Source organism: Nonomuraea sp. NPDC003754, from assembly GCF_053605785.1.
In genome coordinates, this window is sequence record NZ_JBSGJX010000004.1 from 146,996 (window position 1) to 173,724 (window position 26,729).

Annotated in this window: 26 protein-coding genes; 6 read left to right on the forward strand and 20 right to left on the reverse strand. The window is 68.3% G+C overall.

Annotated features, from left to right (window positions below; translation table 11 throughout):
• The first annotated feature begins 187 nt into the window (after positions 1-187).
• Positions 188-1,072 (forward strand): endonuclease/exonuclease/phosphatase family protein, encoded by an 885-nt coding sequence (locus ACWEVS_RS07040; RefSeq protein ID WP_452550374.1) that lies wholly within the window; start codon positions 188-190, stop codon positions 1,070-1,072.
• A gap of 99 nt (positions 1,073-1,171) precedes the next feature.
• On the forward strand, positions 1,172-1,654 hold the full coding sequence (locus tag ACWEVS_RS07045) for a hypothetical protein (protein ID WP_452550375.1): 483 nt from the start codon (positions 1,172-1,174) through the stop codon (positions 1,652-1,654).
• Positions 1,655-1,973: 319 nt separating this feature from the next.
• On the opposite strand, the gene ACWEVS_RS07050 is transcribed toward ACWEVS_RS07045, so the two are convergent.
• Both ACWEVS_RS07050 and ACWEVS_RS07055 read right to left on the reverse strand, forming a co-directional pair.
• Positions 1,974-2,303 carry a hypothetical protein gene (locus ACWEVS_RS07050; RefSeq protein ID WP_449915170.1) on the reverse strand — a complete coding sequence of 110 codons (330 nt, stop codon included), beginning with the start codon at positions 2,301-2,303 and terminating at the stop codon, positions 1,974-1,976.
• Between the two features lie 20 nt (positions 2,304-2,323).
• The gene (locus ACWEVS_RS07055; protein WP_449915173.1) at positions 2,324-2,794 is read right to left on the reverse strand and encodes a hypothetical protein; all 471 of its coding nucleotides are present in this window, start codon (positions 2,792-2,794) and stop codon (positions 2,324-2,326) included.
• Positions 2,795-3,217: 423 nt separating this feature from the next.
• Between ACWEVS_RS07055 and ACWEVS_RS07060 the strand changes: the two genes are divergently transcribed.
• Positions 3,218-4,576: a serine hydrolase domain-containing protein gene (locus ACWEVS_RS07060; protein WP_452550376.1), complete on the forward strand. Its 1,359-nt coding sequence runs from the start codon at positions 3,218-3,220 to the stop codon at positions 4,574-4,576.
• Between the two features lie 161 nt (positions 4,577-4,737).
• Here ACWEVS_RS07060 and ACWEVS_RS07065 read toward each other — a convergent pair whose 3' ends face one another.
• Complete coding sequence (locus tag ACWEVS_RS07065) at positions 4,738-4,947, reverse strand: hypothetical protein (protein WP_449915178.1); 210 nt, start codon at positions 4,945-4,947, stop codon at positions 4,738-4,740.
• Positions 4,948-4,976: 29 nt separating this feature from the next.
• Entirely contained in the window at positions 4,977-5,726 is a 750-nt protein-coding gene (locus ACWEVS_RS07070; RefSeq protein ID WP_452416365.1) for a L,D-transpeptidase, read from the reverse strand.
• A 90-nt stretch (positions 5,727-5,816) separates the two neighbouring features.
• Here ACWEVS_RS07070 and ACWEVS_RS07075 point away from each other — a divergent pair, with 90 nt between their 5' ends.
• Together ACWEVS_RS07075 and ACWEVS_RS07080 are read left to right on the forward strand one after the other, a co-directional pair.
• Complete coding sequence (locus ACWEVS_RS07075) at positions 5,817-6,503, forward strand: response regulator transcription factor (RefSeq protein WP_449915183.1); 687 nt, start codon at positions 5,817-5,819, stop codon at positions 6,501-6,503.
• A complete protein-coding gene (locus ACWEVS_RS07080) occupies positions 6,500-8,305 on the forward strand; it encodes a sensor histidine kinase (protein ID WP_452550378.1) in 1,806 nt (601 codons plus the stop codon). Before ACWEVS_RS07075 ends, ACWEVS_RS07080 begins: the two co-directional genes overlap by 4 nt.
• 110 nt (positions 8,306-8,415) lie before the next feature.
• On the opposite strand, the gene ACWEVS_RS07085 is transcribed toward ACWEVS_RS07080, so the two are convergent.
• From ACWEVS_RS07085 to msrA, 4 genes are all read right to left on the reverse strand, one after another.
• Positions 8,416-8,736 carry a hypothetical protein gene (locus ACWEVS_RS07085; protein WP_452416360.1) on the reverse strand — a complete coding sequence of 107 codons (321 nt, stop codon included), beginning with the start codon at positions 8,734-8,736 and terminating at the stop codon, positions 8,416-8,418.
• Between the two features lie 124 nt (positions 8,737-8,860).
• Entirely contained in the window at positions 8,861-9,379 is a 519-nt protein-coding gene (locus ACWEVS_RS07090; protein WP_449915190.1) for a type II toxin-antitoxin system RelE family toxin, read from the reverse strand.
• A gap of 2 nt (positions 9,380-9,381) precedes the next feature.
• Positions 9,382-9,690 carry a type II toxin-antitoxin system prevent-host-death family antitoxin gene (locus ACWEVS_RS07095; RefSeq protein WP_449915192.1) on the reverse strand — a complete coding sequence of 103 codons (309 nt, stop codon included), beginning with the start codon at positions 9,688-9,690 and terminating at the stop codon, positions 9,382-9,384.
• Between the two features lie 268 nt (positions 9,691-9,958).
• Positions 9,959-10,612: a peptide-methionine (S)-S-oxide reductase MsrA gene (gene msrA, locus ACWEVS_RS07100; RefSeq protein ID WP_449915198.1), complete on the reverse strand. Its 654-nt coding sequence runs from the start codon at positions 10,610-10,612 to the stop codon at positions 9,959-9,961.
• A 113-nt stretch (positions 10,613-10,725) separates the two neighbouring features.
• Here msrA and rarD point away from each other — a divergent pair, with 113 nt between their 5' ends.
• On the forward strand, positions 10,726-11,667 hold the full coding sequence (gene rarD, locus ACWEVS_RS07105) for an EamA family transporter RarD (protein ID WP_354907749.1): 942 nt from the start codon (positions 10,726-10,728) through the stop codon (positions 11,665-11,667).
• Positions 11,668-12,163: 496 nt separating this feature from the next.
• On the opposite strand, the gene ACWEVS_RS07110 is transcribed toward rarD, so the two are convergent.
• From ACWEVS_RS07110 to ACWEVS_RS07165, 12 genes are all read right to left on the reverse strand, one after another.
• Complete coding sequence (locus ACWEVS_RS07110; RefSeq protein ID WP_354907750.1) at positions 12,164-13,153, reverse strand: polyprenyl synthetase family protein; 990 nt, start codon at positions 13,151-13,153, stop codon at positions 12,164-12,166.
• Between the two features lie 9 nt (positions 13,154-13,162).
• Positions 13,163-14,716 carry an NADH-quinone oxidoreductase subunit NuoN gene (gene nuoN / locus ACWEVS_RS07115; RefSeq protein WP_354907752.1) on the reverse strand — a complete coding sequence of 518 codons (1,554 nt, stop codon included), beginning with the start codon at positions 14,714-14,716 and terminating at the stop codon, positions 13,163-13,165.
• Complete coding sequence (locus tag ACWEVS_RS07120) at positions 14,713-16,209, reverse strand: NADH-quinone oxidoreductase subunit M (protein WP_452416356.1); 1,497 nt, start codon at positions 16,207-16,209, stop codon at positions 14,713-14,715. Before ACWEVS_RS07120 ends, nuoN begins: the two co-directional genes overlap by 4 nt.
• 20 nt (positions 16,210-16,229) lie before the next feature.
• Positions 16,230-18,056, reverse strand: a complete 1,827-nt coding sequence (gene nuoL, locus ACWEVS_RS07125) for an NADH-quinone oxidoreductase subunit L (RefSeq protein ID WP_354907953.1) — start codon at positions 18,054-18,056, stop codon at positions 16,230-16,232.
• Positions 18,057-18,122: 66 nt separating this feature from the next.
• On the reverse strand, positions 18,123-18,419 hold the full coding sequence (gene nuoK / locus ACWEVS_RS07130) for an NADH-quinone oxidoreductase subunit NuoK (protein WP_183652029.1): 297 nt from the start codon (positions 18,417-18,419) through the stop codon (positions 18,123-18,125).
• Positions 18,416-19,228, reverse strand: a complete 813-nt coding sequence (locus tag ACWEVS_RS07135; RefSeq protein WP_449915211.1) for an NADH-quinone oxidoreductase subunit J — start codon at positions 19,226-19,228, stop codon at positions 18,416-18,418. The genes nuoK and ACWEVS_RS07135 overlap by 4 nt, the downstream gene beginning before the upstream one ends.
• Positions 19,221-19,736: an NADH-quinone oxidoreductase subunit NuoI gene (nuoI, locus tag ACWEVS_RS07140; protein ID WP_354907757.1), complete on the reverse strand. Its 516-nt coding sequence runs from the start codon at positions 19,734-19,736 to the stop codon at positions 19,221-19,223. The genes ACWEVS_RS07135 and nuoI overlap by 8 nt, the downstream gene beginning before the upstream one ends.
• Positions 19,723-21,069 carry an NADH-quinone oxidoreductase subunit NuoH gene (gene nuoH / locus ACWEVS_RS07145; RefSeq protein ID WP_449915214.1) on the reverse strand — a complete coding sequence of 449 codons (1,347 nt, stop codon included), beginning with the start codon at positions 21,067-21,069 and terminating at the stop codon, positions 19,723-19,725. Before nuoH ends, nuoI begins: the two co-directional genes overlap by 14 nt.
• On the reverse strand, positions 21,066-23,438 hold the full coding sequence (locus ACWEVS_RS07150) for an NADH-quinone oxidoreductase subunit G (RefSeq protein ID WP_449915216.1): 2,373 nt from the start codon (positions 23,436-23,438) through the stop codon (positions 21,066-21,068). The genes nuoH and ACWEVS_RS07150 overlap by 4 nt, the downstream gene beginning before the upstream one ends.
• A complete protein-coding gene (gene nuoF / locus ACWEVS_RS07155; RefSeq protein ID WP_452416353.1) occupies positions 23,435-24,724 on the reverse strand; it encodes an NADH-quinone oxidoreductase subunit NuoF in 1,290 nt (429 codons plus the stop codon). The genes ACWEVS_RS07150 and nuoF overlap by 4 nt, the downstream gene beginning before the upstream one ends.
• Entirely contained in the window at positions 24,721-25,377 is a 657-nt protein-coding gene (gene nuoE / locus ACWEVS_RS07160) for an NADH-quinone oxidoreductase subunit NuoE (RefSeq protein ID WP_354907763.1), read from the reverse strand. The genes nuoF and nuoE overlap by 4 nt, the downstream gene beginning before the upstream one ends.
• Positions 25,374-26,699: an NADH-quinone oxidoreductase subunit D gene (locus ACWEVS_RS07165; RefSeq protein WP_449915221.1), complete on the reverse strand. Its 1,326-nt coding sequence runs from the start codon at positions 26,697-26,699 to the stop codon at positions 25,374-25,376. The genes nuoE and ACWEVS_RS07165 overlap by 4 nt, the downstream gene beginning before the upstream one ends.
• Between the last annotated feature and the right edge of the window lie 30 nt (positions 26,700-26,729).

Below are 26,729 nucleotides of genomic sequence, written 5' to 3' on the forward strand. Positions count from 1 at the left end.
CCGGGCGTCAGAGACGCGTAGGTAACCAGTCTCCCCTTGCTCCGCCGATCTTGCCCAGCACGCAGGAGACCTCACCTGCCACGACGCCCGGAACGAGAAACCGGCATACGTACCCCTGGAACAGCCCGCATGAGGAGATACCGGTTCGTGGGGCGCGACAACCATGATTTTGGTTCAATAGCCGATCATGAAGGCGCGGGCGATAGCGGCGGCAGTCGCCGTCCTGGCGTTGCTGCCGCCTGCCGCCGTGGCCGAAACGCGGACGGCGCTGGCCGTGATGACGTGGAACGTCTGCACGGGGACGAACCCCGCCTGCGGCCTCTACCGTGCCGACGCCCCTCAGCTGGTGCAGGCGATCGGCGAATATGCCGTGAACCAGCCCATCAGACCCGACGTGATCTTCTTGCAGGAATTCTGCACCGGGGCCGACAGTGCCCTGGAACTGGGACTGCGGCAGCGCACCGGCCGCAAGTGGACCGTCCGCTCGTTCGCCCTCACCTCGAGCACCGGGGCCCCGTACGCCTGCCACCCCGACAAGCTCGGCCGCCCGCGAGGCACCCAGAGCATCACGGTCGCCGTCGCCGCCGACACGGCGACCTTCCAGAGCCTTCCGCTGACCACACCGCCTTGGTACGTGAAGCGGGCGGTGCTCTGCGCCACCATCCCCGCCAAGCGCGTCCACGCGTGCGGCACGCACCTGTCAGTGGGCACGGCTTACGATGACCGGCAGCCCGGCGCGCCGTACCGCACCAGGCAGATCAAGGAACTGATGGCCTACGCCGCCAAGCCCGGCTACCACAGCGTCTTCGGCGGCGACCTCAACGTCGCCCCTCCGGACAGCACGAACGGCAGCGCCGCCGGCCGGCGTGCCATCGTGCCCGCCTACCAGGCCTACCGCGAGTGCGACCAGCGCGGGAGCAGCCGTACCGGGCGCTGGACACACAGCGCCGGCGAGAGACGCAAGAAGCTCGACTACCTGTTCGTCACCAAAGGCGGCACCCGTCAGTGTCACGTCCCTCCGCCCACCTCCATGTCCGACCACAGGCCCCTCTATCTCAGAGTGGAGTTCTGACAGGAGCGGCCCAAGATGGTCGTGCTAGCGTGATCTTCTCCGCATCCCCTTGTCAGAGATGGTCGACAGCCATCTTCTGCGCAGTCACGCGAGGGCCCCTTGAAGATCACACGTTGGATCGCGAGCGGCACGGCCCTGACCGCCGCGGCCGCCCTCACCCTGGTGTCCGCCACTCCCGCGCAGGCCTACCCCCAGGGCACCTGCCGAGGGAACTCGTTCCGCAAGGTAGCCAGCTATCCCATCACGGTAGGAGCGAAGGACGGGGAGGTCTACGGCACCGTCTCGCTCTACCACAGCCGCCTCACGCGCAGGAAGTGCGCCATAGCCCGGGTGGCGAGCCCCTACGTCGGACGGACGAGCTATCTCTACGTCGTGCTCCTCGCGGACAAGAACAGGAACAAGAAGTACGACAGCCCTGACATCGGGGTGGCCGACGGCAGCACGCGCTACAAGTGGTTCGCGGGCCCGGTCTACGCCTACGCCGACCAGCTGTGCGTCCAGTTCCACGGAACGATCCGCATCGGCTCCCAGCCCGCCGTCCACGGAGGCACCCCGGAAGGCACCTGGAAGTACTGCGACTGACCGCGCAGGCCGGGGGCCGGGAACGCTTTTACCAGGCCGCCGCCGTCCTGGCCTGAGTGATGAGATCGAACTCGAGCGTTGCTTCCCCAGCAAGGCGAAGCACAGGGGCGACCTGCTCGTCCGGCAGCAGGTTCACGAACTGATGGAGTGCCTCGCGCAAATACACCGCCTCCAGAAGACACGTGACCCATCCGAAGGACGCGCGAACGAAGACCGGCTCGCCGGATAGAGATTGGCCGCCGGGCCCATGCCTACGGTCCTCGCGCCTCAGACGCCGGGCACGCGCGCTGGTATCGCCGATGCCGCAGTAGCCGTTCGGCTACTCGGTGTCCTTGGGGTGTCGAGGAGACGCGTAGATCACCCAGACGGTACGGGCGACGTCATCGACCGCATAGCGCACCCGCCCACCACTGGTGACCTCGAATTCCCACTGCTCCAAATCCTTGCCGTTGTGACGGTGAGTCGCGAGATCGCCGCGTAGGCGATGTTGCCGATCATGGCTGAAGCTTGAACGGGGATCAGCCCGCAGCGCCTCGAGGCATCGGCGCGTATTGGCCAGGGCATGACGACACAGCTCCTCCCAGCCCCTGACCGCGTCACTGGCACCGAAGCGGACATCCCACTCGTCATCCGGCGGTGGCACCGTCACTCGATCTCCCCGCTTCGGGCTCACGCCGAAACCTGCACCGGCCCGAAGTCGCCGCTCGTGGGCTTGCGAGCCTCGGCGTAGCGCGCGGGGTCGGCCTTGATTCTGGCAGTGGCCCGCCACCCCGCGATGACTTCCTGGGTGGTGGCATCGACATCCAGCTCGGCCGCGTCGGAGAGCGCTTCGACCAGTTCCAGAGTGAAGGCACGCAGTTCGTCCGACGACAGGTGGCGAACCCAAGGGAAGACATCTGGCATGGCCAGGACCAGCGCACGCGCGGTGGGATCGTGCTTGATCAAGGCAAGGAACAGCCGGGACGCGGTGGCCAGGGTCCGTTCGCGCTCCTCTTCACGGTCCGCCGCGGTCAGGTAGAAGTCTGGAGCATCCCGATGTGTGACGCGCACACGTCCCAGGCGTGCCGCGCGCTCGGCGACCGCTCGCGGGTTTCTCGACAGATCAGAGAAGGTCACTGCGTCGGCATGGCTGGTGCTCACTCGACGAGTTTATGTCAGAACACGTTCTGATGTCAGCGATCGACCACCGATGCGGCTGATCAAAAGCTGATACGGAGCCGTCATCGCCGAACACGCCCGCCGAGCCCATACAGTCCACACCGCTGCCCAGGCAGGGCCCAGGAGAGCCAAGCGGTCAAGACGCGGGGTGTGAGGCTGAGGCCCATGCTTTTCAGTCTGGGCAGGAGACCCCAGTGTCGCCGATGCCGCAGTAGCCGGGATTCTTCTCCAAGTACTGCCGGCGGTAGCGTTTTGGCCGGCACGTCAATAGCCGATTAGACGTGCCGAAAAGATGATAAAATTACGGACCTTATTCCTTTTGGCCTCTGCGGTCATGCCGCGCCCCTTTTCGCATCACCTTGGCCACGGTATTGAACCGCCGAGCGCGGGGGCTGTGATGCCGGCATGAGGAATTCCCGAGCTGACGACGGCGCGCCGAACCGTACGCGTCACAGGGGAGCCGCTCCCGGGCTGTCGCGTACCGCCCGCCTGGCTCTGCTGGCACCGAGCGCTGCCCTGCTGATCGCCGGCTACGCCCTTCCCGCAGCGGCGAGTTTCCCGGCTTTCTCCAACGCGTCGCCCACACCTACTGCCACGGCGAGCGCCCCCACTCAGCCGGCACTGAAGCCGATCGATCCGGCCGTGTTCCAGTCCGCCGTCGAACGTGCGGCGAAGAAGCTCATGGTTCCCGGCGCGGTGGTCCTGCTCCGCACCCCACAGGGAACCTTCCGGGCAACCGTCGGCACGACCGAGCTGGGCACCGCCAGACCGCCCACCACGCGCGACCACTTCCGGATCGCCTCCAACACCAAAACCATGACCTCAGCGCTGATCATCCTCCTGGCCCAGGACGGCAAGCTCCGGCTGAGCGACCCGGTGTCCGCCTACGTTCCCGGAGTGCCCAACGGCGGGCACATCACCATCGCCGAGCTGCTGAAGATGCGCAGCGGACTCTACAACTACACCAACGCCCCCGAACTGGCGGCGACCATGGACGCCGACCCGGGCAAGGCCCAGACGCCACAGGCGATGCTGGACATCGCGTTCCGCCGCCCGCCGACCTTCGCACCCGGCACGTCCTTCGAGTACAACAACACCAACTACGTGCTGCTGGGTCTCGTCGCCGAGAAGGCGGGCGGCCGGCCGCTGGCCCAGCAGTTCCTGGACCGGCTGTTCGTCCCGCTCGGGCTGGCGGGAACCTCGCTGCCCGCCGCCGACGACCTGTCGCTCCCCATGCCCTCTTCGCACGGCTACATGTACGGCGGAACGGCCTACGCGCTGGTCGACCGGCCCTACCCCGCCGACGTGCAGGCGGCGGCCCGGTCAGGAAAGCTCCGGCCGGTGGACTACACCCATCAGAACCCCTCCTACGCGGCCGCCGCCGGAGGCGTCATCTCCACCGCGGACGACCTGGCCACCTGGATCCAGGCCCTGGTGACGGGCAAGGTCCTCAACCCGGCGTTCCAGCGGCAGTGGCTCCACAGCCCGCAAGCCGAGGACCCGGCCGCGCCACCCGACGGGAAGAAGTACGGGTACGGCATCGCCTACCAGCGCTTCGGTCCGAACGCCTCGATGTACTACCACGGCGGTGAGCTGCCCGGCTTCAATTCCTTCATCGGCCACGATACGGACAACGAGGTCACGCTGGTGATCTGGACGAACCTTACTTTGTCGCCCGGCGGCAGGACCACGGCCCAGGCCCTGCTGCCCACCGTCCTCAACCAGGTCTACGCCGGCCTCTCGCTCCCCACCGGCGTCGACTAGTCGATCCGGGAAGGCGGTGTCTCTTCATGTTCTGGCACGCGGTGTTGACGCACCGGGTCCTGCTCCCGCCCGCGATGGCCTGGTCGCTGATGCGACCGCGGGCAGGAGCGGGTGCCAAGGTGCAGCGCCGCAGACCCGAGGGCTACGGCGTCGCACCACGATCAGCCGGTGTAGGCCGGCCTGGCGACGACGGGCTCCGGGCCCCCCGTCGTCTTGACCACTGGCCGCTGGTCGGCCGGCGCCGGGGCGGGCGAGACGGGCGAGGCAGCCGGCTTCGTGGGATCGGCCGTGGCCGTGCCCGAGAAGCCTGCGAGGCCCGCGGTCACCGCCAGGACCGCGCCGATGCCGATGAGCGTGGCTTTGATCTTCATAGGATTCCCCTGTTCATTCGCGTTGGGCCTCAGCCCTGGACGACGACCGGAGTACCGATCGCCAGGTTGTTCGCCATCCAGGTGATGTCGTCGTTGCTGATCCGGACGCAGCCGTGGCTGGCCCGCGTGCCGATGGCGGAGGGCTTGTTCGTCCCGTGGATCGCCAGCTGGCCTGGGCCGCCGGCGAAGCTCTTCAGCACCGGCGAGAAGCCGCTCAGCCCGAAGGCGTAGGCGCCGTACGCCCCGCCCGGGTCGGCGGGCTTCACCAGCTCGGTGAAGAAGTAACGACCTGGAGGTGTCGGTGTGCCCGCTTCGCCCGTCGCGACCCTGCCCGTCCTGACCGGCCTGTCGCCGTCATAGACCGTGAACCTGAACGCCCCGCGATCGATCTCCACCCGGTAGGAGGTCTCCGCAAGCGTCACGTCGGCGGCCTTGATCCAGCCCTTGCTGCCGTTCGGCCGGACCGGCAGCAGCACCTGGAGCCATTCGCCCTCGTCGCGTTCCACCAGGAAGACACGCGCCGCGCCGTAGTCGTTGGGACTCGTGATCGTCCTCTGGGTCACCCCCTCCTTGTTCTTGTAGACCGTGATCCGAGATCTCTTGACGGTCGCGATCTTCGAGCTGGCGCCGGTCGCCGGCTCGGGCCGTACGGCGCTGCTCGCGGAACCGGCGCCGGCCGCCGGCTCGCGCCGTACAGCGCTGTCCGCGCTGCTCACACAGCCGGTCAGCAGGAAGGCGAGTGTCGCCGCAGCAGCCGTACGAAGCAGGTTGGTTCTCACCTGCCGCAGCCTGGCGACAGAATGTGTGAAACCTGTTTGGTTGTCATGCGAATCCCATGTGCATCCCTGACATGGGCATAGCCTCGGCTCATGTGCGCGTACGTACTGGTCGCCGAGGACGACCCCAAGCAGGCCGAACTGCTCAGGCGGTACCTGGAGCGGGAGGGCCATGAGGTCCACGTCGTGCACGACGGGCGTTCCGCGATCGACGAGGCGCGGCGAGCGGACCCCGACCTCATGGTGCTCGACGTCATGATGCCGAAGGTCGACGGGTTGGACGTCTGCCGGGCGTTGCGTGCCGAGTCCGACCTGCCGATCCTGATGCTGACCGCCAGGTCCACCGAGGATGACCTGCTGTTGGGGCTCGACCTCGGTGCTGACGACTACGTCGCCAAGCCGTACAGCCCGCGTGAGCTGATGGCCCGCGTGCGGACCCTGCTGCGCCGTACCGGGAAGTCCCAGGGCACCGATCGGCGGGTGTTCCAGGCGGGCGATCTCCTCGTGGACCCGGTCAGGCACACCGTCACCGCGGCGGACACGGTGGTGGACTGCACGCTCGCGGAGTTCCGGATCATCGAGACGCTGGCCGCCGAGCCGGAGCGGGTGTTCACCAGGAAGCAGTTGCTGGAGCGCATCCACGGGTTCGACAGGTTCATCACCGAACGCACGGTCGACGTGCACGTGATGAACCTGCGCAAGAAGATCGAGCCTGATCCGCGCCGCCCGGTCCGGCTGCTGACCGTGTACGGCGTCGGCTACAAACTGACCCACGCATGAGGTCGTTGTTCGTCAGGTTGCTCACGAGTTCGGCTGTCGTGGCGGTCTGCTCGATCTCGGCGACCGCGTGGCTGGCTGCCAGCAGCACCTCCGGCGCCATCCAGCGCGAGCAGGGACAGACGCTGGCCAGCGACGCCCGGATCAACAACAGCCTGCTCGGCTACGCGTCCCGCCACTCGAACTGGTCGGACGTCGCCCCCACCCTGCGTGACCTCGCAACCCGGAACAGCCGCCGCATCGCGCTGGCCACCGAGAGCGGCACCCTCATCGCGGACTCGGCGACCGCCGGGACCCCACTGCCCGCCAAGGTGTCGGCCGTCGTCGACCCGCTGGCCGTGGACGTGACCCTGGTGCCGGGAGCGGCCAGGGACCGTATCGATCCACGCGCGGTGGGCCCTTTCCTGCTGTCCGCCCGCGACCGCGCGCGGTTGAGGAAGGCCGCCGACGCCTACGCCGCCTGTACGGCCCGCACCGGGCAGGCCGTACAGGTGACCGTCTCGAACACCGGCAGACCCCTCGTCACGCCCCTCAACCAGGGGGTCGGTCAGCAGTCGAGACCAGCGCAAAGTCCGATGCCGATGCCGGTGCCGACTGCGGCCCCCGTCGTGATGAGCGGCTGCGACGCCACCACCTTCAGCACGCCGACACGCACCGAGAAAGCCGCGTTGAAACAACTCAACCTCCTGGTCAGCAGGTGCCTCAAGGGCAAGGGCGCGGGAAGAGGCTCGGTCGGTCTCGACTTCGCCTGGGTGTCCAAGGAAAGACAGCCGATGCCGCCGGCCGCCGAACCCGATCAGGTGATCTCCTCCTGCATCGTCACGGGCCGCAAGGAACAACTCGATCCCTACGTCGCCCCCGCGGCGTACCTGTACATCGGCTCCCCCGTCGAGGCCACCGGCCAGCTCATACCGCTGCCCTCGATCGCCGGCGCCGCTCTCCTCGTGCTCGTGCTGACCGTGGGCGTGAGCGTCATGGCGGCCAGGCGCCTGGTCAGGCCCGTCAACGCGCTCACCCACGCCGCGCAGCGGATGCGCGACGGGGACAGCTCCGCCCGCGTCACGGTCAGGACCACCGGCGAGATCAGCGAGCTCGCCACGGCGTTCAACGAGATGTCGGAACACCTCCAGCGCATGGAGGAGCAGCGCAAGGCCATGGTCAGCGACGTCTCCCACGAGCTGCGCACACCGCTGAGCAACCTCAGGGGCTGGCTGGAGGCCGCCCAGGACGGCGTCGCCGAGTTGGACCCCGCGCTGATCGCCTCGCTGGTCGAGGAGATCCTGCTGCTGCAGCACATCGTCGACGACCTTCAGGAGCTCGCCCTCGCCGACGCGGGCAAGCTCCGTCTGCACGTCGAACCCGTCCATCTCGGCGACCTCCTCGACCAGGTAAGCATCGCTCACCGAGGCCGCGCCGAAGCCGCAGGGCTCACGCTGACCACCGTGGTCACCGACGACCCCTCGCTGACCGCGGATCCGGTACGGCTCCGCCAGGCCATCGGCAACCTGGTGACCAACTCCCTGCGCTACACGCCACGCGGCGGGCACATCACGCTGGGCGCTCACCAGGATGGCGACCAGGTCGTCGTCGAGGTGACCGACACGGGGATCGGGATCCGCGCCGAGTACCTCCCGCACGTCTTCGACCGGTTCTGGCGGGCGGAGAAGTCCCGCAACCGCCAGACCGGCGGCAGCGGGCTCGGGCTCGCCATCGTGCGCAACCTGGCCGAGGCGCACGGCGGCACAGCCACGGTCGCCAGCGTGCCAGGTGTCCGCACCACGTTCACCCTGCGTCTTCCGTCGTAGCGGCCCGCCGTACCACCAGGAGCACGTTGGCGGTGCCGACCGCGACCGACCGGAGATCCGCAGCACGGCGAGCAACCGCAGGCGGCCGGCCGTGACCCTGGAGAGAAGTGTTACTGACTGTGACGATCGGCCGGCGCAACCCGGCCGAGGATCAGGTCCGTGATCCTGACGGACCGGGCCACATATACACGGGCCTCGCGGCCACGAACGCGCTTCAGCACCCAGCGCAGATCACGGGCGCACGAGCTCAGGACGCGCCGCTGCTCCGCATCGATCTCACCCCGTCGGGAGCCGACGTACGAGGTCGCGATGCCTGCCATAGAAGACTCGGCCAGCACGAAGTCCGGGAAGACCTCTCCCATGCTCGGGTACGGTCGACCGACGTGCTGCGCCCACAGCACCGAGACCTCGTTGAAGATCTCCAGGTTCACTCGCCCCAGGCGCGACGCCCACAGGGCAGGAGACCCCGGTCCCACCGATCCCGCAGTAGTCGCCGGGCTTCTTCTCCAGGTGCTGCTGATGGCAGTGCTTCGCCTCAGGCAATGGATGCATAACCTAACGGACCTTCGACCGGTACTCAGCCCACAAGTCGACAGCCTCTTGAAGATCAAGAGCGGCAACGTCCTCGCGAGCCATCCCCACCGTGTAGATCAACCGGTCCGCGAGCCAATCTGGAACCGGTTCCCGAGGGGGCGCTTTCTCCACCCGAATGTGATCGGCCAGCGCGCCAAGACGCTCGATCACCTGGCCGAGCTGGACAATCTCCGGACGGCCGGTACCCGCCTCGCGAACCCTCACCGTCGCCTCTGCGTAGACTTCCGCGTCGGCCCGTTCACCGACAGCCCACACCTCGCAGATCTCCACCGACTTGTCGTCGGCGATGCGGTAGACGACACGCCAGGTGTTGCGACCGACCACAAGCTTCCGAAAACCGGTCAGTTCCCCACCGAGCGGGTAACCAGCTTCAGGGTTGTCCAACAGGAGAAGGATCTTCTTGAGCACCTTGGGCACCGCGTCTGGGCCAATGCGTCGGAGGTCATCGACCGCTGGTGCCGTAAAGACGACGTCGGACATGTCTACTCGTCGTCCGGGATGGCCGTCAGCGACTCGCGAGTGTGCCCGAAAGCGGCCAGCACCTCATCGAGCGAGACCCGCTCCCCCGTGTCCGTGACCGACCGAGCGAGCACAAGCGCCAGATCCCGCAGGTCAGCCGCCGCCTCCTCCAACTCGTTGAGTCGGCGAATGCTCACCACGGCCGCCACCGGTTGGTGTCGACGGGTAACCACCAGGTCGGCCCCCTGCTCCGCCTCTGCCACCAGGCGGGCAACCCCTCGCTGGGCCGCCTCGGTGACGCTCAACTCAGTAGCGTCATGCAGAACAGTCATACATCAACTGTACAGCTTTCTATACAGAACCGCGATCGGAGCGTGGGCACTTTCTGTCCCACACTCCGGCGGAGCGACGCCCATCGGGCAGGAGACGCCCGTGCCGCCAAGGCCGCGCCGTCCTTGTGGGAGTCCTGCAGGAGACGGCCATGGCCCCGCGCCCTCTCAGGCCGCGACCGCAACCCGACAGCGCCTCGCAGATCATCGGGGAACGGCAGCCCCGAGTGCTCCGCCCACAGGACCGCGACCTCGTTGAAGATCTCCCGGTTCACTCGCCGGCAGGCGCGACGCCCACCGGGCAGGCGACCCCGGTCCCTCCAATCCCGCAGTAGCCGTTTTTGTTGCGGTGAAGGTACTGCTGGTGATACTCCTCGGCGTAGTAGAACTCGCCGGCCGGGGCGATCTCGGTCGTGATGTCGCCGTAGCCCGCCGACCTCAGCATCTGCTGGTAGGCGTCCCGGGACGCCAGCGCCGCCTTCTCCTGCTCGGGCGAATGGAAGTACGCCGCCGACCGGTACTGCGTGCCCATGTCGTTGCCCTGGCGCATGCCCTGGGTGGGGTCGTGCGCTTCCCAGAACACCTTGAGCAGGTCGGCGTACGACACCTTCGCGGGGTCGTACCAGACCCTCACGACCTCGGCATGTCCGGTGAGGCCGGAACACACCTCCTCGTACGTGGGGTTGGGCGTGTAGCCGCCCTGGTACCCGACTGCCGTGGAGATCACGCCCGGGGTCTGCCAGAACTTCCGCTCGGCGCCCCAGAAGCAGCCGAGCCCGAAGTCCGCGATCTCGCCCTGCGCGCCGACGAGCGGAGCGTCGAGGACGGCGTGGCGGGCGGGGACGGGTATCGGTGTCGAACGTCCGGGTAGGGCGTCCGAGGGGTTCACCATCGATGTCTTGTGCGAGCCGAACAGCCAGCCCATCTTTGTACCTCCTCCTCCATCAACCCTATGTCGAAACACTTAAGAGTCCCTACATCATCCCAGATAGCAATACGCATTTGTATTTAATGAAGTAAGGGGCGAAGATGGGTTACATGCCTGACCAACGCCGTGGTGTGCTCTATGGTGTCGCCGCCTACTCCCTGTGGGGCCTCTTCCCGCTCTACTGGCCGCTGCTGAAGCCGTCCGGACCGATCGAGATCCTGGCGCACCGCATGGCGTGGTCGCTGGTGGCGGTGGTGGCGATCCTGGCCGTACGCAGGCACTGGTCGTGGTTCAGGCACCTGGAGCCGAGGCAGTTCGGGCTGCTGGGGCTGGCGGCGTTGCTCATCACGGCCAACTGGGGCACCTACATCTACGGCGTCAACTCGGGCCACGTGGTGGAGTCGGCGCTCGGCTACTTCATCAACCCGCTGGTGAGCGTGCTGTTCGGGGTGATCCTGCTGAAGGAGCGGCTGCGGCCGCTGCAGTGGGCGGCGGTGGGGTTCGGCGCGCTGGCGGTCCTCGTGCTGGCCCTGGACTACGGCCGGCTGCCGTGGATCGCGCTCACGCTCGCGGTCAGCTTCGGCATCTACGGCCTGGTGAAGAAGAAGGCGAACGTCGGCGCCGCGGAGAGCCTCACGGTCGAGACGCTGGTGCTGCTGGGGCCGGCGCTGGCCTACCTGGTGTACCTGGAGCAGTCGGGCGGCGCGACGTTCGGTGACCACGGGCCGTGGCACGCGCTGCTGCTGGCCGGCGGCGGCCTGGTGACGGCGGTGCCGCTGCTGTTCTTCACGGCCAGCGCGATCAGGGTGCCGCTGACCACGATCGGGCTGCTGCAGTACATCGCGCCGATCCTGCAGTTCCTGGTGGGCGTGCTCATCGCGAAGGAGACGATGCCCGCCAGCCGGTGGGCGGGCTTCGCGATCGTGTGGCTGGCGCTGGTGATCTTCACCTACGACAGCCTCAGGGCGGCGCGGCGGTCCCGCCGCGCGGAACCCGAACCCGTTCTCTCCGGTACGGCAAGCCGGTCCGGCGCCCCCGCCGATCACCGCTGACCGCCCGCCGCAGGCGCCCCGCCCAGCAGGACTTCGGTCCCCGCCGTCACGGCGCCCCTGAACCCCGCCCAGCAGGACCCCCGGCGTCACGGCGCCCCTGAAACCCCGCCCAGCAGGACTTCGGCCCCCGCCGTCACGGCCCCCCCTGAAGTCCAGCGCGTAGGCAAGCCCGGCAGGTGGACGAACCGGTGCGCCGACCACGCATCACCCCAGGATGAGTCCGTCAGGCGGGAATCCCGCACGGTCGACGATGCGGGCGACGGCAGTGGCGACGCCGTCCTCGGCCGCCACACGCCGACCGAGCGCGCCGGTCGCAGGGGCGAGAGGTGCCGCCTCCTCAAGGCGGCGGCCAAGCGCCACGCCGTGAGCCGGCCAGCCCGACATCCGACGTCCGACCTCCGACGGACGGCTGAGCGAACCCTCAGCCCGGCAGCGCCAGGAACGCCGCCCGCGCCGGGATGTCCGGCAGCGCCTCCAGGACGGCCCGAGCGGCCAGTCAGCCCGACCGCTCCACCACGTAGTCGCACAGCGCCAGGAACGCCGCCCGCGCCGGGATGTCCGGCAGCGCCTCCAGGTCGGCCCGCGCCCTGTTCACCCACGTCTCCAGCTCCTGCCGGGCCCGCGCCATCCCCTGGTCGGCCCGCAGCAGCCGCAGGGCCTCGGCGACGTCCTCCTCGGCCACCGGCCCCTGGAGCAGTTCCCGCAACCGGGCCGACGGCGACGACTCCAGCGCGTAGAGGACGGGCAGTGTCCTGATCCCTTCGCGCAGGTCCGTGCCGGGCGTCTTGCCGGACTCGGCGGACTCCGACGCCACGTCCAGCAGGTCGTCGCCGAGCTGCCAGGCCACGCCGATGGCCTCGCACGCGCTGGACAGCCGTTCGACCACGTCGGTGGGGGCGCCGGACAGCAGGCCGCCGAAGCGTCCCGAGGTGGCGATGAGGGAGCCGGTCTTGTCGGCCAGCACCCTGATGTAGTGGTGGATCGGGTCGACGCCCTCGGCGGGCCCGATCGTCTCGCGGATCTGCCCGCGCACCAGGCGGGAGAACGTCTGCGCCTGGATCTTGATCGCCTCGGCGCCGAGGTCGGCGAGGATCTCCGACGCCTGCGCGAACAGGTAGTCGCCGGTGAGGATGGCCACCGTGTTGTCCCAGCGGGCGTTGGCGGAGGGAGAGCCACGGCGGACGGGGGCCTCGTCCATGACGTCGTCGTGGTACAGCGTGGCCAGGTGGGTGAGTTCGATCACCACCGCGGCGGGCACGACGCCCGGCGCGGAGGGATCACCGAACTGCGCGGCCAGCAACACCATCATCGTGCGGAAACGCTTGCCGCCGGCCTCGATGAGGTGCTTGGACGCCTCCGTGACGAAGGCGTCCTCGCTCTCGACCGACGTGCGCAGCAGTTTCTCGACGGAGGCGAGACCGCTGGCAAGGTCTTGCGCCAACCGCTCATCGTCGATGGGAAGATCAACAACCGGTGGCGCAGACATATATTCCCCTTAGCGGATGAACAAGGCAGATGCAGCCTTGTCAGCGAGATCCAGGACAGGCTGCGGGAAAACCCCCAGCACTACCGTAACCGCTGCCGCGAGAGTGATAACAGCCGCGGTGGCCGCAGAGGGCACCGCGATGGTCGGGCCGTCGGCGGCGGGCTCGCTGAAGAACATCAGCACGATCACGCGGACGTAGAAGAACGCGGCGATCGCGGAGGTGACCACACCGACGATGACCAGCGGCGTCGCGCCGTTGGCCACCGCGGCGGCGAAGACCGCGTACTTACCGAAGAACCCGCTGGTGAGCGGGATGCCGGCGAAGGCCAGCAGGAAGAACGCGAACACGCCCGCCAGCATCGGCGACCGCTTGCCCAGACCCGCCCAGCGCGACAGGTGGTTGGCCTCGCCGCCCGCGTCGCGCACCATCGTGACGACGGCGAACGCGCCGACCGTCGTGATGCCGTAGACGAGCAGGTAGAACATGATCGCCGACAGGGTGTCGGCGTTGCCCTGCGCCTGCGTGCTGGTCGCGATCACACCGATGAGCAGGAAGCCCGCGTGCGCGATCGAGGAGTAGGCCAGCATGCGCTTGATGTCCGTCTGGGTGATCGCGAGGATCGCGCCGACGATCATCGTGAGAATGGCCACGCCCCACAGGACCGGACGCCAGTCCCAGTCGAGGTTGCCCAGAGCCACCCAGAAGACCCTCAGGACCGCGCCGAAGGCCGCGACGAGCGTGCCGGAGGCCATGAGCGCGGTGACGGGGGTCGGGGCGCCCTGGTAGACGTCAGGCTTCCACGCCTGGAAGGGCGCGGCGCCGATCTTGAACATCAGGCCGACGCCGAGAAGCGCCAGACCGATGAGGAGCACCGTGTCCAGGCCGCCCACCTTGCCGAGCGCCTCGCTGATCTTGACCAGGTCGACCGAGCCGGCGAAGCCGTACACGAAGGCCATGCCGTACAGGAAGAAGGCCGAGGAGAACGCGCCGAGCAGGAAGTACTTCATCGACGCCTCCTGCGACAGCAGGCGGCGTCGGCGCGCCAGGCCACACAGCAGGTACAGCGGCAGCGACATGACCTCGAGGCCGACGAACATCACCAGCAGGTCGTTCGCGGACGAGAACAGCAGCATGCCGCCCACCGCGAACAGGATCAGCGGGTAGATCTCGGTGTGCGCGCCACCGGTGATCTCCGCCTCCTCCTCGGCCGCGCTACCAGGTACGGCGGCGGCCGAGGCCACGAAGGTGTCGTCGTCGAGCACCAGCAGCGTGCTGACGAAGGCCAGGACGAGGATGACGCCCCAGAAGAACAGGGCGGGACCGTCGACCGCGACGGCGCCCATGGCCGCGGGCGCGGTCGGCAGTCCGCTCATCACCTGGAAGACGACCAGGACGAAGGCCCCGGCCATGCTGAGCAGCGTCACCGGCACTTGGATCGACTTGCGCAGGTAGCGAGGCGCGAACGCCTCCACCAGCACGCCGATGACCGCCGCGCCGAAGATCACCAGCATCGGCGCCAGCAGGCCGTACTCGATCGTCGGCGCTTGGATGGTGCCGTTCACTGTCCGGCCCCCTTCTCGGCAATCGCCGGGGTGAACTTCTCCACCTGGACGTTGGACAGGGTGTGGTCCACCGCCGGGTTGATCACGTCAAGCAGCGGCTTGGGGAAGAAGCCCAGTCCGATGATCAGAGCGATCAGCGGGGCGACCACCCACAGCTCGCGGCCGTTGAGGTCCTTGAACTCCTTGACCGGCTCGGCCGTCGGCCCGCCCGCGACCCGCTGGTACATCCACAGGATGTAGATGGCCGCCAGGATGACGCCGGTCGCCGAGATGATCGCGGGGACCAGGTAGCGCTCGTAGGTGCCGATCAGCACCATGAACTCGCTGACGAAGGACGACAGGCCGGGCAGCGACAGACCGGATAGGCCCGCGATCAGGAACACGCCGGCCAGCTTCGGCGTGACCTTCTGCACGCCGCCGTAGTCCTCGATGTACGGCGAGCCCCGCCGCGCGATGAGGAACCCGGCGATCAGGAACAGCGCGCCGGTCGAGAAGCCGTGGTTGACCATGTAGAGCGTGGCGCCGGCGCCCGCGTTCGCCGTCATCGCGAACACGCCGAGGGCGATGAAGCCGAAGTGCGAGATCGAGGTGTAGGCGATCAGGCGCTTCATGTTCGTCTGGCCGATGGCCACGATGGCGCCGTAGATGATGCCGACCACCGACAGCACGATCACCAGCGGGGTGAAGAACTTCGACGCGTCCGGGAACAGCTCCAGGCAGAAGCGGAGCATGCCGTACGTGCCGACCTTGTCCAGGACGCCGACCAGGAGCACCGCCGCGCCGGCCGGAGCCTGCGCCGCCGCGTCGGGCAGCCACGTGTGGAACGGCCACAGCGGCGCCTTCACCGCGAAGGCGAAGAAGAAGCCGGCGAACAGCCACTTCTGCGTGGTCGGGTCCTGGATGGCCCCGATCAGCTCGGGGAACAGGAAGGTGTTCTTGCCCGCGATGACGTAGAGGCCGATGACCGCGACCAGCATGAGCAGGCCGCCGAACAGCGAGTAGAGCAGGAACTTGACGGCCGCGTAGGACCGCTGCGCGCCGCCGTACGACCCGATCATGAAGTACATCGGGATCAGCATGGCTTCGAAGAAGACGTAGAACAGGAAGATGTCGGTCGCCGCGAAGACGCCGATCATCATGGCCTCGAGCACCAGCAGGAGCGCGAAGTACGTCTTCACCGAGTACTTGGCGTGCGGGGCGTCGGCGTCGTTCCAGGAGGCCAGCACCACGATCGGCACCAGCACCGCCGACAGCGCGATCAGCACCAGCGCGATGCCGTCGACACCGACGCCGTAGTGCACGCCGAAGCGCGGGATCCAGTCGTAGGTCTCGACGAACTGGAAGCGCGGGCCCTTCGGGCTGAACTGCGCCGCCATCGCGATGGTGAGCCCCAGCACGACGACGGAGACGGCCAGCGCGAGCTGCTTGGCCAGCTTGCCGCTGCCCTTCGGCGTGAGGGCCACCAGGACAGCGCCCACCACGGGCACTGCCATCAGGATCGTAAGCCAGGGCATCACAGGTTCCCTACAAGGAGCAGAGCGCCGGCCAGGACCGCGGCGCCGAAGAGGATGGACAGCGCGTACGTCCGCGCGAAGCCCGTCTGGAGCCGGCGCATCCGGCCGGAGGTGCCGCCGACGGCCGCCGCCAGCCCGTTGACCAGGCCGTCGATGCCGCGGTTGTCGAAGAACACCGCGATGCGGGTGAGCCACTGTCCCGGACGCATGAGCAGTGTCTCGTTGAGGGCGTCGCCGTAGAGGTCACGCCTGGCGAAGGTGGTGAGGAACGAGCCGCGCGGGGCCGTCTCGGGGACCGGCGCCTTGCCGTACTTCATCCAGGCGAACCCGGCGCCGACCGCCACCAGGGCGAGCGTGGCGAGACCCGCGACGCTGTTCCAGTGGAAGGTGGGCAGCTCCTCCGGACGGCCGACGGCCGGGGCGAGGAAGAGCATCAGCCGGTTGCTCAGCACCAGGTAGCCGCCGAGGAAGATCGAGCCGATCGACAGGATGACCAGCGGGATCGTCATGACCTTGGGCGACTCGTGCGGGTGCGCGTCGTCGGCCCAGCGCTTCTCGCCGAAGAAGGTCATGAAGACCATCCGCGACATGTAGAAGCCGGTGATGCCGGCGCCGATCACGGCCAGCCAGCCGAGGATCTGGTTGTGCTCCATCGCGGTCTCGATGATGCCGTCCTTGGTGAAGTAGCCGGACAGCAGCGGGAAACCGATGATCGCCAGGTAGCCGACGAAGAACGTCGCGAAGGTCAGCGGCATGTACTTGCGCAGGCCGCCGTACTTCCTCATGTCGACCTCGTCGTTCATGCCGTGCATGACCGATCCGGCGCCGAGGAACAGGTCGGCCTTGAAGAAGCCGTGCGTGATCAGGTGGCCGATCGCGAAGGCGTAGCCGGCCGGGCCGAGGCCCGCGCCGAGCATCATGTAGCCGATCTGCGACATCGTCGAACCGGCCAGGCCCTTCTTGATGTCGTCCTTCGCGCAACCGATGATGGCACCGGCCAGCAGCGTGGCCACGCCGACGATGGTGACGACCAGCTGCGCGGTGGGCGCGGCCTCGAAGACGAAGCCGGAGCGGACCACCAGGTAGACGCCGGCGGTGACCATGGTCGCGGCGTGGATGAGGGCCGAGACCGGGGTCGGGCCCTCCATCGCGTCGAGAAGCCAGGACTGCAGCGGCAGCTGGGCCGACTTACCGCAGGCGCCGAGCAGGAGCAGCAGGCCGATGGCGGTGAGCGTGCCCTCCGAGGCCTGGCCGACCTTGGCGGAGATGTCGCTGAAGGCCAGCGAGCCGAACGTCGTCCACATCGTGAACATCGCGATCAGCAGGCCGAAGTCACCGACGCGGTTGACGATGAACGCCTTCTTGGCCGCGACCGCCGCCGTCGGCTTGAACTGCCAGAAGCCGATCAGCAGGTAGGAGGCGAGACCGACGCCCTCCCAGCCGATGAACAGGCCGACGTAGTTGGCCGACAGCACCAGCAGCAGCATCGCCGCGACGAACAGGTTCAGGTAGGAGAAGAACCTGCGCCGGTCGGGATCGTGCGACATGTAGCCGATCGAGTAGATGTGGATCAGCGAACCCACACCCGTGATCAGCAGACAGAAACTGATCGACAGCGGGTCGATCAGCAGGCTGATGTCCGCCATTCCGGGAATGAAGTCGTACAGGTGGACGCTGTAACGACCACCATCGAGCTCCATGAAGGCGAGCACCGCGACGACGAACGAACCGAGCGACATCAGGACGCCCAGGTAGTGCCCCCAGGCGTTGGTACGGCGGCCGCCGAGCAACAGGATCGCCGCGCCCAAGAGGGGCAGTGCGATCATCAGCCATGAGGCCCCGATCACTCCACCGGAGTGCGGGATGATCTCTGCCGGTTCCACTGTCACCTCTTAGTACTTCAGCAGGTTGGCATCGTCCACGGACGCCGACCTGCGGGTTCGGAAGATCGTCACGATGATCGCCAGACCGATCACGACCTCGGCCGCGGCCACGACCATCACGAAGAAGGCGATGATCTGGCCGTCCAGGTTGCCGTGCATGCGGGCGAAGGTGACGAACGCGAGGTTGCAGGCGTTGAGCATGAGCTCGACGCACATGAAGACCACGATCGCGTTGCGCCTGATCAGCACGCCGAGCGCGCCGATCGCGAAGAGCAGTGCGGAGAGGACCAGGTACTCGGTGGTCACTTGGTCACCTCACCCAGGTGCTCGGAGTCCGTCGCAGAATCCTCTGTCACGGGTTCCTCCTCGACCGCGTGCTTGATGGCCTGGGCGAGCTTGGGGTCGTCGGGCAGATGGTCGTGCTCGACGTCCCAGCGCGCGATGTGCCGGTTGACCGACAGTTCGGCGACCGAGCCGTCGGGCAGCAGCGCGGGCATGTCGATGGCGTTGTTCCTGGCGTAGGTGCCGGGCGCGGGCAGCGGCGACGGGTCGCCGGTGGCGAACCTGGCGCGCGCCAGGTCCTTCTGCGACGGCTTCGGCTCGGCCCTCTCGCGGTGCGCCAGCACCATCGCGCCGAGCGCGGCGGTGATGAGCAGCGCGGAGGTGATCTCGAAGGCGAAGACGTGGCGGGTGAACACCAGCCTGGCCAGCGCCGGTACGTTGCCGCCCGCCTGCTCCGTGGCGGCGGCCAGACCCGCGGGCTCGGGGACGAACAGCGCGTTCCCGATCGCGAGGATCACCAGGACGGCGAAGCCGACACCGGCGACGCCCGCCCAGAAGCGCTGTCCCTTGAGCGTCTCCACCAGGGAGTCGGCCGAGTCGACGCCCACCAGCATGAGCACGAACAGGAAGAGCATCATGATCGCGCCGGTGTAGACGATGATCTGCACCGCGGCCAGGAAGGGCGCCTCCTGCACGGCGTAGAGCACCGCGAGGCAGAGCATCACACCGCCCAGCAGGAGCGCCGAGTAGACCGCCTTGCGGCTGAAGATCATTCCGAGCGCGGCGCCGACGGAGACGACGGCCAGCACCCAGAACGTGATGGTCTCACCCATTCTCGCGCCCCAAGCGGTAGTAGTCCTCTTCGGTCTCGCCGAGCCGCATGGGGTGCGGAGGCTGCTCCATGCCCGCGGTGAGCGGAGCGAGCAGCATCTCCTTGGTGTAGATGAGGCTCTCCCGGTCGGAGTCGGCGAGCTCGTACTCGTTGGTCATCGTCAGCGCCCTGGTCGGGCACGCCTCGATGCACAGGCCGCACAGGATGCACCGCAGATAGTTGATCTGGTAGGTGCGCCCGTAACGCTCACCCGGCGAGTAGCGCTCCTCCTCGGTGTTGTCGCCGCCCTCGACGTAGATCGCGTCGGCGGGACACGCCCAGGCGCACAGCTCGCAGCCGACGCACTTCTCCAGCCCGTCGGGCCAGCGGTTCAGCTGGTGACGACCGTGGAAGCGAGGAGCCGTCGGCTTCTTCACCTCCGGGTAGTTCGTCGTGACCGGCTTCTTGAACATCGTGTGAAAGGTCACGCCGAACCCCTTCACGGGGTTCAGCCAATCAGTTGCTCCCACTGGGAACCTCCTTGCGCCCCACCCCGTGGTAGTGCGGCAGGTCAAGCGGCGGCACAGGGAAGCCGCCGGCGGTCGGCTCGTTGGCGAGCTGCTCGAACTCAGCCGCCACCTTGGCCTTCTCCGCCTCCTTGCGGCGCTGGTTCACGGTGTCGAAGCGGAACCAGATGGCGAAGGCTCCGACAACCACGATCGCCCCGATGACGTACACGAAGGTCAGGTCGACGCCGGGGGTCCTGAGCAGCTTGACGGTGGCCACGAGCATGATCCACGCCAGGTTGAGCGGGATCAGCACCTTCCAGCCCAGCGCCATCAGCTGGTCGTAACGGACGCGGGGCAGCGAGGCGCGGACCCACACGACGAACGAGAAGACCAGGACGAACTTGATGAAGAACCACAGGAACGGCCAGTAGCCGGTGTTCGCGTCGTCCCACAGCGAGATCGGCCACGGCGCCCGCCATCCGCCGAGGAACAGCGTGATCGCCATCGCCGAGGCGGTGAAGGTGTGCAGGTACTCGCCCATCATGATCAGGGCGAACTTCAGCGACGAGGAGTACTCGGTCTGGAAGCCGCCCACCAGCTCGCCCTCGCCCTCGGGCAGGTCGAACGGGATACGCGCGGCCTCACCGAAGGCGCACACCACGTAGATCAGGAAGGAGGGCAGCAGCAGGATCACGTACCACGAGGGCATCGGGATCTCGAGCCCGAACAGCTGCAGCGTGCCGCCCGACGCCTGCGCCGCGACGATCTCCGAGGTCGACAGCGTGCCGGCGAACAGGAACACCGCCACGAACGACAGGCCCATCGCGATCTCGTAGGAGACCACCTGGGCCGCCGACCGCAGACCACCGAGCAGCGCGTACGGCGAGCGGGACGACCAGCCCGCCAGCACCACGCCGTAGACCGACACCGCGCCCATCGCCAGCATGAACAGCACCGCGACCGGCAGGTCGACCAGCTGCAGCGGCGTCTGGACGCCGAACATGTTCACGATCGGCCCGAACGGCACGATGGAGAAGGCCAGGAAGGCCGGGACCACCATGATGACCGGAGCCAGCAGGTAGAGCACCTTGTCCACCGTGTTGGGGAAGATGTCTTCCTTCAGGCCCATCTTCACGCCGTCGGCGACCGACTGGAGCAGACCGAACTTGCCGGCCCGGTTGGGGCCGTAGCGGTTCTGCATGCGGGAGATCAGCTTGCGCTCGTACCAGACGCCGAACAGGATGCCCACCATCAGGAAGGCGAAGACGCCGACCGCCTTGATGATGGTGATCCAGAGCGGATCCTTGCCGAAGTCGGCGAGGGTCGGATCCGTCGCGAGGACTGTCACGCTCATGAGGCGCTCCCGATCTTGACGATGTCGCCGGCCAGCGCGCCCAGGTCGCGCCTGACCGAGCAGCCCGGGGAGTTCGTCGGCACCCAGACCACCCGGTCGGGCAGGTCCACGACGCGCACCGGCAGGGACACCGTCTCACCCACTACGATCTTGCCGCCGTCGGCCACGCCGATCTCGGCCGCGGTGCTCTCCGAGAGCAGCGCCTCGACCGGGCGGGCGGTGCCCGCCAGGTACGGCTCGCCGTCCTGGAGGCGGCCGGCGTCGAGCAGCTGGTGCCAGGTGGCCAGCACGGCCTCGCCCGCCTGGGGCGCCGGCTGGGCCGTCGCGGCGGCGTTCGGCGCGCCGACCCTGGTGCCGCGCCAGGCGCCGAGGCCGCTGAGCTCCTTGCGGGCGGCGGCGGCGTCGGGCAGGCCCAGGTGCACGTCCATGTGGTCGGCGATGGCCGACAGCACGTTGAGGTCGCTCATGATGCCGGGGACCTTCAGCGCCCGCTCGAACGAGCGGCCGCGGCCCTCCCAGTTCACGAACGTGCCGGCCTTCTCGGCGACGGCGGCGACCGGCAGGACCACGTCGGCCCGGTCGGTGACCGCGCTGGCGCGCACCTCGAGGCTGACGATGAACGGCGTGTTCTCCAGGGCGGCCAGCGCCGCCTCGGCGTCGGCCAGGTCGCGAGGGTCGACGCCGGCGACGAGCAGCGCGTCGACCTCCTCGTTCAGCGCGGCGGCCAGGATCGCGTCGGTGCCGCGGCCCGGCGTGGCGGGGAGGGAGGTGACGTTCCACGCCCTGGCCACCTCGGCCCTGGCGCTCTCGTCCTCGACCGGGCGGCCGATCGGGAGCAGGTTCGGCAGCGCGCCCGCCTCGATCGCGCCGCGCTCCCCGGCCCTGCGCGGGATCCAGGCCAGCCTGGCGCCGGAGGCGGCGCTGAGCCGTACCAGGGCCGACAGCGCGCCGGGGACGGTGGCCAGCCGCTCGCCGGCCAGGATGATCGTGCCCTCGGCCACGGAGCCGAGCTCGTCGAGCGCGTCGGCCTCGCCGCCCGGCAGCGTCCTGATGAGCGTGCCGCCCATCTTGGCCAGGCCCTCGGTCGCGAACGGCGCGATCGAGGTGACCTTCAGGCCCTTCTTGCGCCAGGCCTTGCGCAGGCGCAGGAAGACGATCGGCGACTCCTCGTCGGGCTCGAACCCGACCAGCAGGACGGCGGGCGCCTGCTCCAGGTCGGTGTAGGAGATCTCGATGCCCTTGCCGGCGACCGCGTGCGCGAGGAACTGCGCCTCCTCCGCGCTGTGCGGCCTGGCCCGGAAGTCGACGTCGTTGGTGCCGAGCGCGACGCGGGCGAACTTGGCGTAGGCGTAGGCGTCCTCGACGGTCACGCGACCGCCGACCAGCACGCCCGCCTTGCCGCGCGCCTTGGCCAGACCCGCGGCGGCCACCGCGAGGGCCTCCGGCCACGAGGCGGGAACCAGCAGGCCCTCCTCGTTACGGACCAGCGGGGTCCTGAGCCGGTCGGGCTGCGTCGCGTAGGTGAAGGCGAAGCGGCCCTTGTCGCAGTTCCACTCCTCGTTGACCTGCATGTCCAGGCCGGCCAGACGGCGGGTGACCTTGCCGCGGCGGTGGTCGGTGCGCAGCGCGCACCCGGAGGCGCAGTGCTCGCAGGCGCTCGGCGAGGAGACCAGGTCGAACGGCCTGGCGCGGAAGCGGTAGGCACCGCTGGTCAGCGCGCCGACCGGGCAGATCTGGATGGTGTTGCCGGAGAAGTAGGAGTCGAACGGCTTGCCGTCGGCGACGCCCACCTGCTCCTTGGCGCCACGCTCGAAGAACTCGATGAGCGGGTCGCCCGCGATCTCGTCGGAGAAGCGGATGCAGCGCTTGCACTGCACGCAGCGCTCCCTGTCGAGCAGCACCTGCGCCGACAGCGGCAGCGGCTTGGGGAAGGTGCGCTTGTGCTCGTGGAAGCGCGACTCGCCCTGGCCGTTGGACATCGCCTGGTTCTGCAGGGGGCACTCGCCGCCCTTGTCGCAGACCGGGCAGTCCAGCGGGTGGTTCATGAGCAGCAGCTCCATCGCGCCGCGCTGCGCCTTCTCGGCGACCGGCGAGGTGAGCTGGGTCTGCACGACCATGCCCTCGGCGACCTCGATCGCGCACGACGGCTGCGGCTTGGGGAAGCCGCGGCCGTTGCCCGCGTCGGGAATGTCGACCAGGCACTGGCGGCAGTTGGCCGCCGGGTCGAGCAGCGGGTGGTCGCAGAACCTGGGGATCTGGATGCCCAGCAGTTCGGCGGCCCTGATGATGAGCGTGCCCTTGGGCACGGTGACCTGGAAGCCGTCGATCGTGAGGGTGACGACTGAGGTCTCGACTGCGGTAGTGGTCACTTGTCACCCCACACGGTGGACTTCTTGTGGTCGAACGGGCAGCCGCCGACCTCGAAGTGCTTGAGGTACTCGTCGCGGAAGTACTTCACCGACGAGTGGATCGGGCTGGTCGCGCCGTCGCCCAGGGCGCAGAAGGAACGGCCCAGGATGTTGTCGGCGATGTCGGTGATCAGCGCGAGGTCGTCCTCGGTGCCCTGGCCGGCCTCCAGGCGCCTGAGCACCTGCTTGAGCCAGTAGGTGCCCTCGCGGCACGGCGTGCACTTGCCGCACGACTCGTGGGCGTAGAACTCGGTCCAGCGCAGCACGGTGCGGACCACGCAGGTGGTCTCGTCGAAGATCTGCAGCGCGCGGGTGCCGAGCATCGAGCCCTTGGCGCCGACCGCCTCGAAGTCGAGGGGGACGTCGAGGTGCTCGTCGGTGAAGATCGGCGTGGAGGAGCCGCCCGGGGTCCAGAACTTGATCTGGTGCCCCTCGCGGATGCCGCCCGCCATGTCGAGCAGCTCGCGCAGCGTGATGCCGAGCGGCGCCTCGTACTGGCCCGGACGGGTGACGTGGCCGCTCAGCGAGAAGATGCCGAAGCCCTTGGACTTCTCGGTACCCATCGCGGCGAACCAGTCGGCGCCGTTCGCGATGATGCTGGGAACACTGGCCACAGACTCCACGTTGTTCACAACAGTGGGCGAAGCGTACAGGCCCGCCACGGCAGGGAACGGAGGCTTGAGACGCGGTTGACCCCGGTAACCCTCGAGCGAGTCGAGCAGTGCCGTCTCCTCGCCGCAGATGTAGGCGCCGGCGCCGCTGTGCACAACCAGCTCCAGGTCGTAGCCCGAGCCGAAGATGTCCTTGCCGAGGTAGCCCTTCTCGTACGCCTCGCGCACGGCCGCGTGCAGCCTGCGGATCACGTGCAGCACCTCACCGCGCACGTAGATGAAGGCGTGGTTGGCGCGGATGGCGTAGGAGGTGATGACGACGCCCTCGACCAGCGAGTGCGGGTTGGCCATCATCAGCGGGATGTCCTTGCAGGTGCCCGGCTCCGACTCGTCGGCGTTGACGACGAGGTAGTGCGGCTTGCCGTCGCCCTGCGGGATGAAGCCCCACTTCATGCCGGTGGGGAAGCCGGCGCCGCCGCGGCCGCGCAGACCGGAGTCCTTGACGGCCTGGATGACCGCGTCGGGGTCCATGCCGAGCGCCTTCTTCGCCGCGTCGTAGGGGCCGTAGCCCTGCAGCGTGAAGGAGTTGGGCTGGTCCCAGTTGGCGGTCAGGACCGGGGTGAGTGTCGTGCTCATGCCTCGGGAGCCTTCCATCCGTTGGCCTTGGCGACCTTCAGGCCCTCCAGCGAGGGGCCGGCCGCCGACGGGCCGTCACCGGCCAGGTCGTCGGGCAGCCCGGAGAGCACCCGCGAGGCCTCCTTGAAGGTGCACAGGCGCTTCGGGCCGCGCGTCGGCGAGACGCTCTTGCCGTCGCGCAGGTCGTCGACGAGCTGCTTGGCCGACTCGGGCGTCTGGTTGTCGAAGAACTCCCAGTTGACCATCATCACCGGGGCGAAGTCGCAGGCCGCGTTGCACTCGAGGCGCTCCAGCGAGACCTTGCCGTCGGCGGTCGTCTCGTCGTGGCCGACGCCGACGTGCTCCGACAGCTCCTCCCAGATCTGGTCGCCGCCCATGACGGCGCACAGCGAGTTGATGCACACGCCGACGTGGTAGTCGCCCATCGGCTTGCGCTTGTACATCGTGTAGAACGTCGCCACACCCACGACCTCGGCCTTGCTCAGGCCGAGCATCTCCGCGCAGAACTCCTGGCCGTCGTCGGAGACGTAACCGTCCTCCGACTGCACCAGGTGGAGCAGCGGCAGCAGCGCCGAGCGCGACTTCGGATAACGCCCGATGATCTCCTTGGCGTCCCTCTCGAGACGCTCCCGGACTTCCGGCGAGTAACTCACCGGTCAACACCTCCCATGACCGGGTCGATGGATGCCACGGCCGCGATCACGTCAGCGACCTGGCCACCCTCGCAGGTTGCCGGTACGGCCTGCAGGTTCGTGAAGGACGGCTCGCGGAAGTGGACGCGGTACGGCCGGGTGCCGCCGTCGCTGACCACGTGCGCGCCGAGCTCGCCGCGGGGGGACTCCACCGAGGCGTAGGCCTGGCCCGCCGGGACCCTGAAGCCCTCGGTGACCAGCTTGAAGTGGTGGATCAGCGCCTCCATGGAGCTGCCCATGATGTGCGCGATGTGGTCGGGCGAGTTGCCGAAGCCGTCGGGGCCGAGCGCCAGCTGGGCCGGCCAGCCGATCTTCTTGTCCTCGATCATGACCGGCTTGTTCTTCAGCGGTCCCGCTATGCGGTCGAGAGCCTGCTCAATGATCTTGAGCGACTCCTCCATCTCCGTCATGCGGACCAGGTAGCGGCCGAAGACGTCGCAGCTCTGCTCGGTGGCGACCTCGAACTCGTAGGTCTCGTACCCGCAGTACGGCTGCGACTTGCGCAGGTCCCACGGCAGGCCGGCGGCCCTGAGCATCGGGCCGGTGACGCCGAGCGCCATGCAGCCGGTCAGGTCGAGGTAGGCCACGTCCTTGGTGCGGCGGGTGTAGACCGGGTTCTCGTCGAGCAGCTTGCGGATGTCCTTGATGCGCTTGGGCATCTCCTTCAGGAACTCGCCGACCTTGTCGACGGTGCCCGCGGGCAGGTCGACGCTCACGCCGCCCGGCCTGACGTAGGCCATGTTCATGCGCAGACCCGTGATGTACTCGAACAGGTCCATGACCATCTCGCGGTCGCGGTAGCCGAAGAGGAACGGCGTGGTCGCGCCCAGCTCCATGCCGAACGTGCCCATCGCGACCAGGTGCGAGGAGATGCGGTTGAGCTCCATCATCATCACGCGGATGGCCTGCGCCCGCTCGGGGATGCGGTCCTCGATGCCGAGGAGCTTCTCCACGGCCAGGCAGTACGCCGTCTCGTTGAACAGCGGGGCGAGATAGTCCATGCGGGTGACGAACGTGGTCCCCTGGGTCCACGTCCGGAACTCCATGTTCTTCTCGATGCCGGTGTGCAGGTAGCCGATGCCGGTACGGGCCTCGGTGACCGTCTCACCGTCGAGGGTCAGGATGAGCCTGAGCACGCCGTGCGTGGACGGGTGCTGCGGGCCCATGTTGACGACCAGGCGCTCCTCTTCGGAGTCGCGCACCGCGCCGACGACGTCGTCCCAGTCGGCACCGTTGACCGAGTAGACCTTGCCCTCGGTCGCCTCGTCATAACCAGTACTCACGCGTAGTCCTCGCTTCGCTCGTCGACGCTC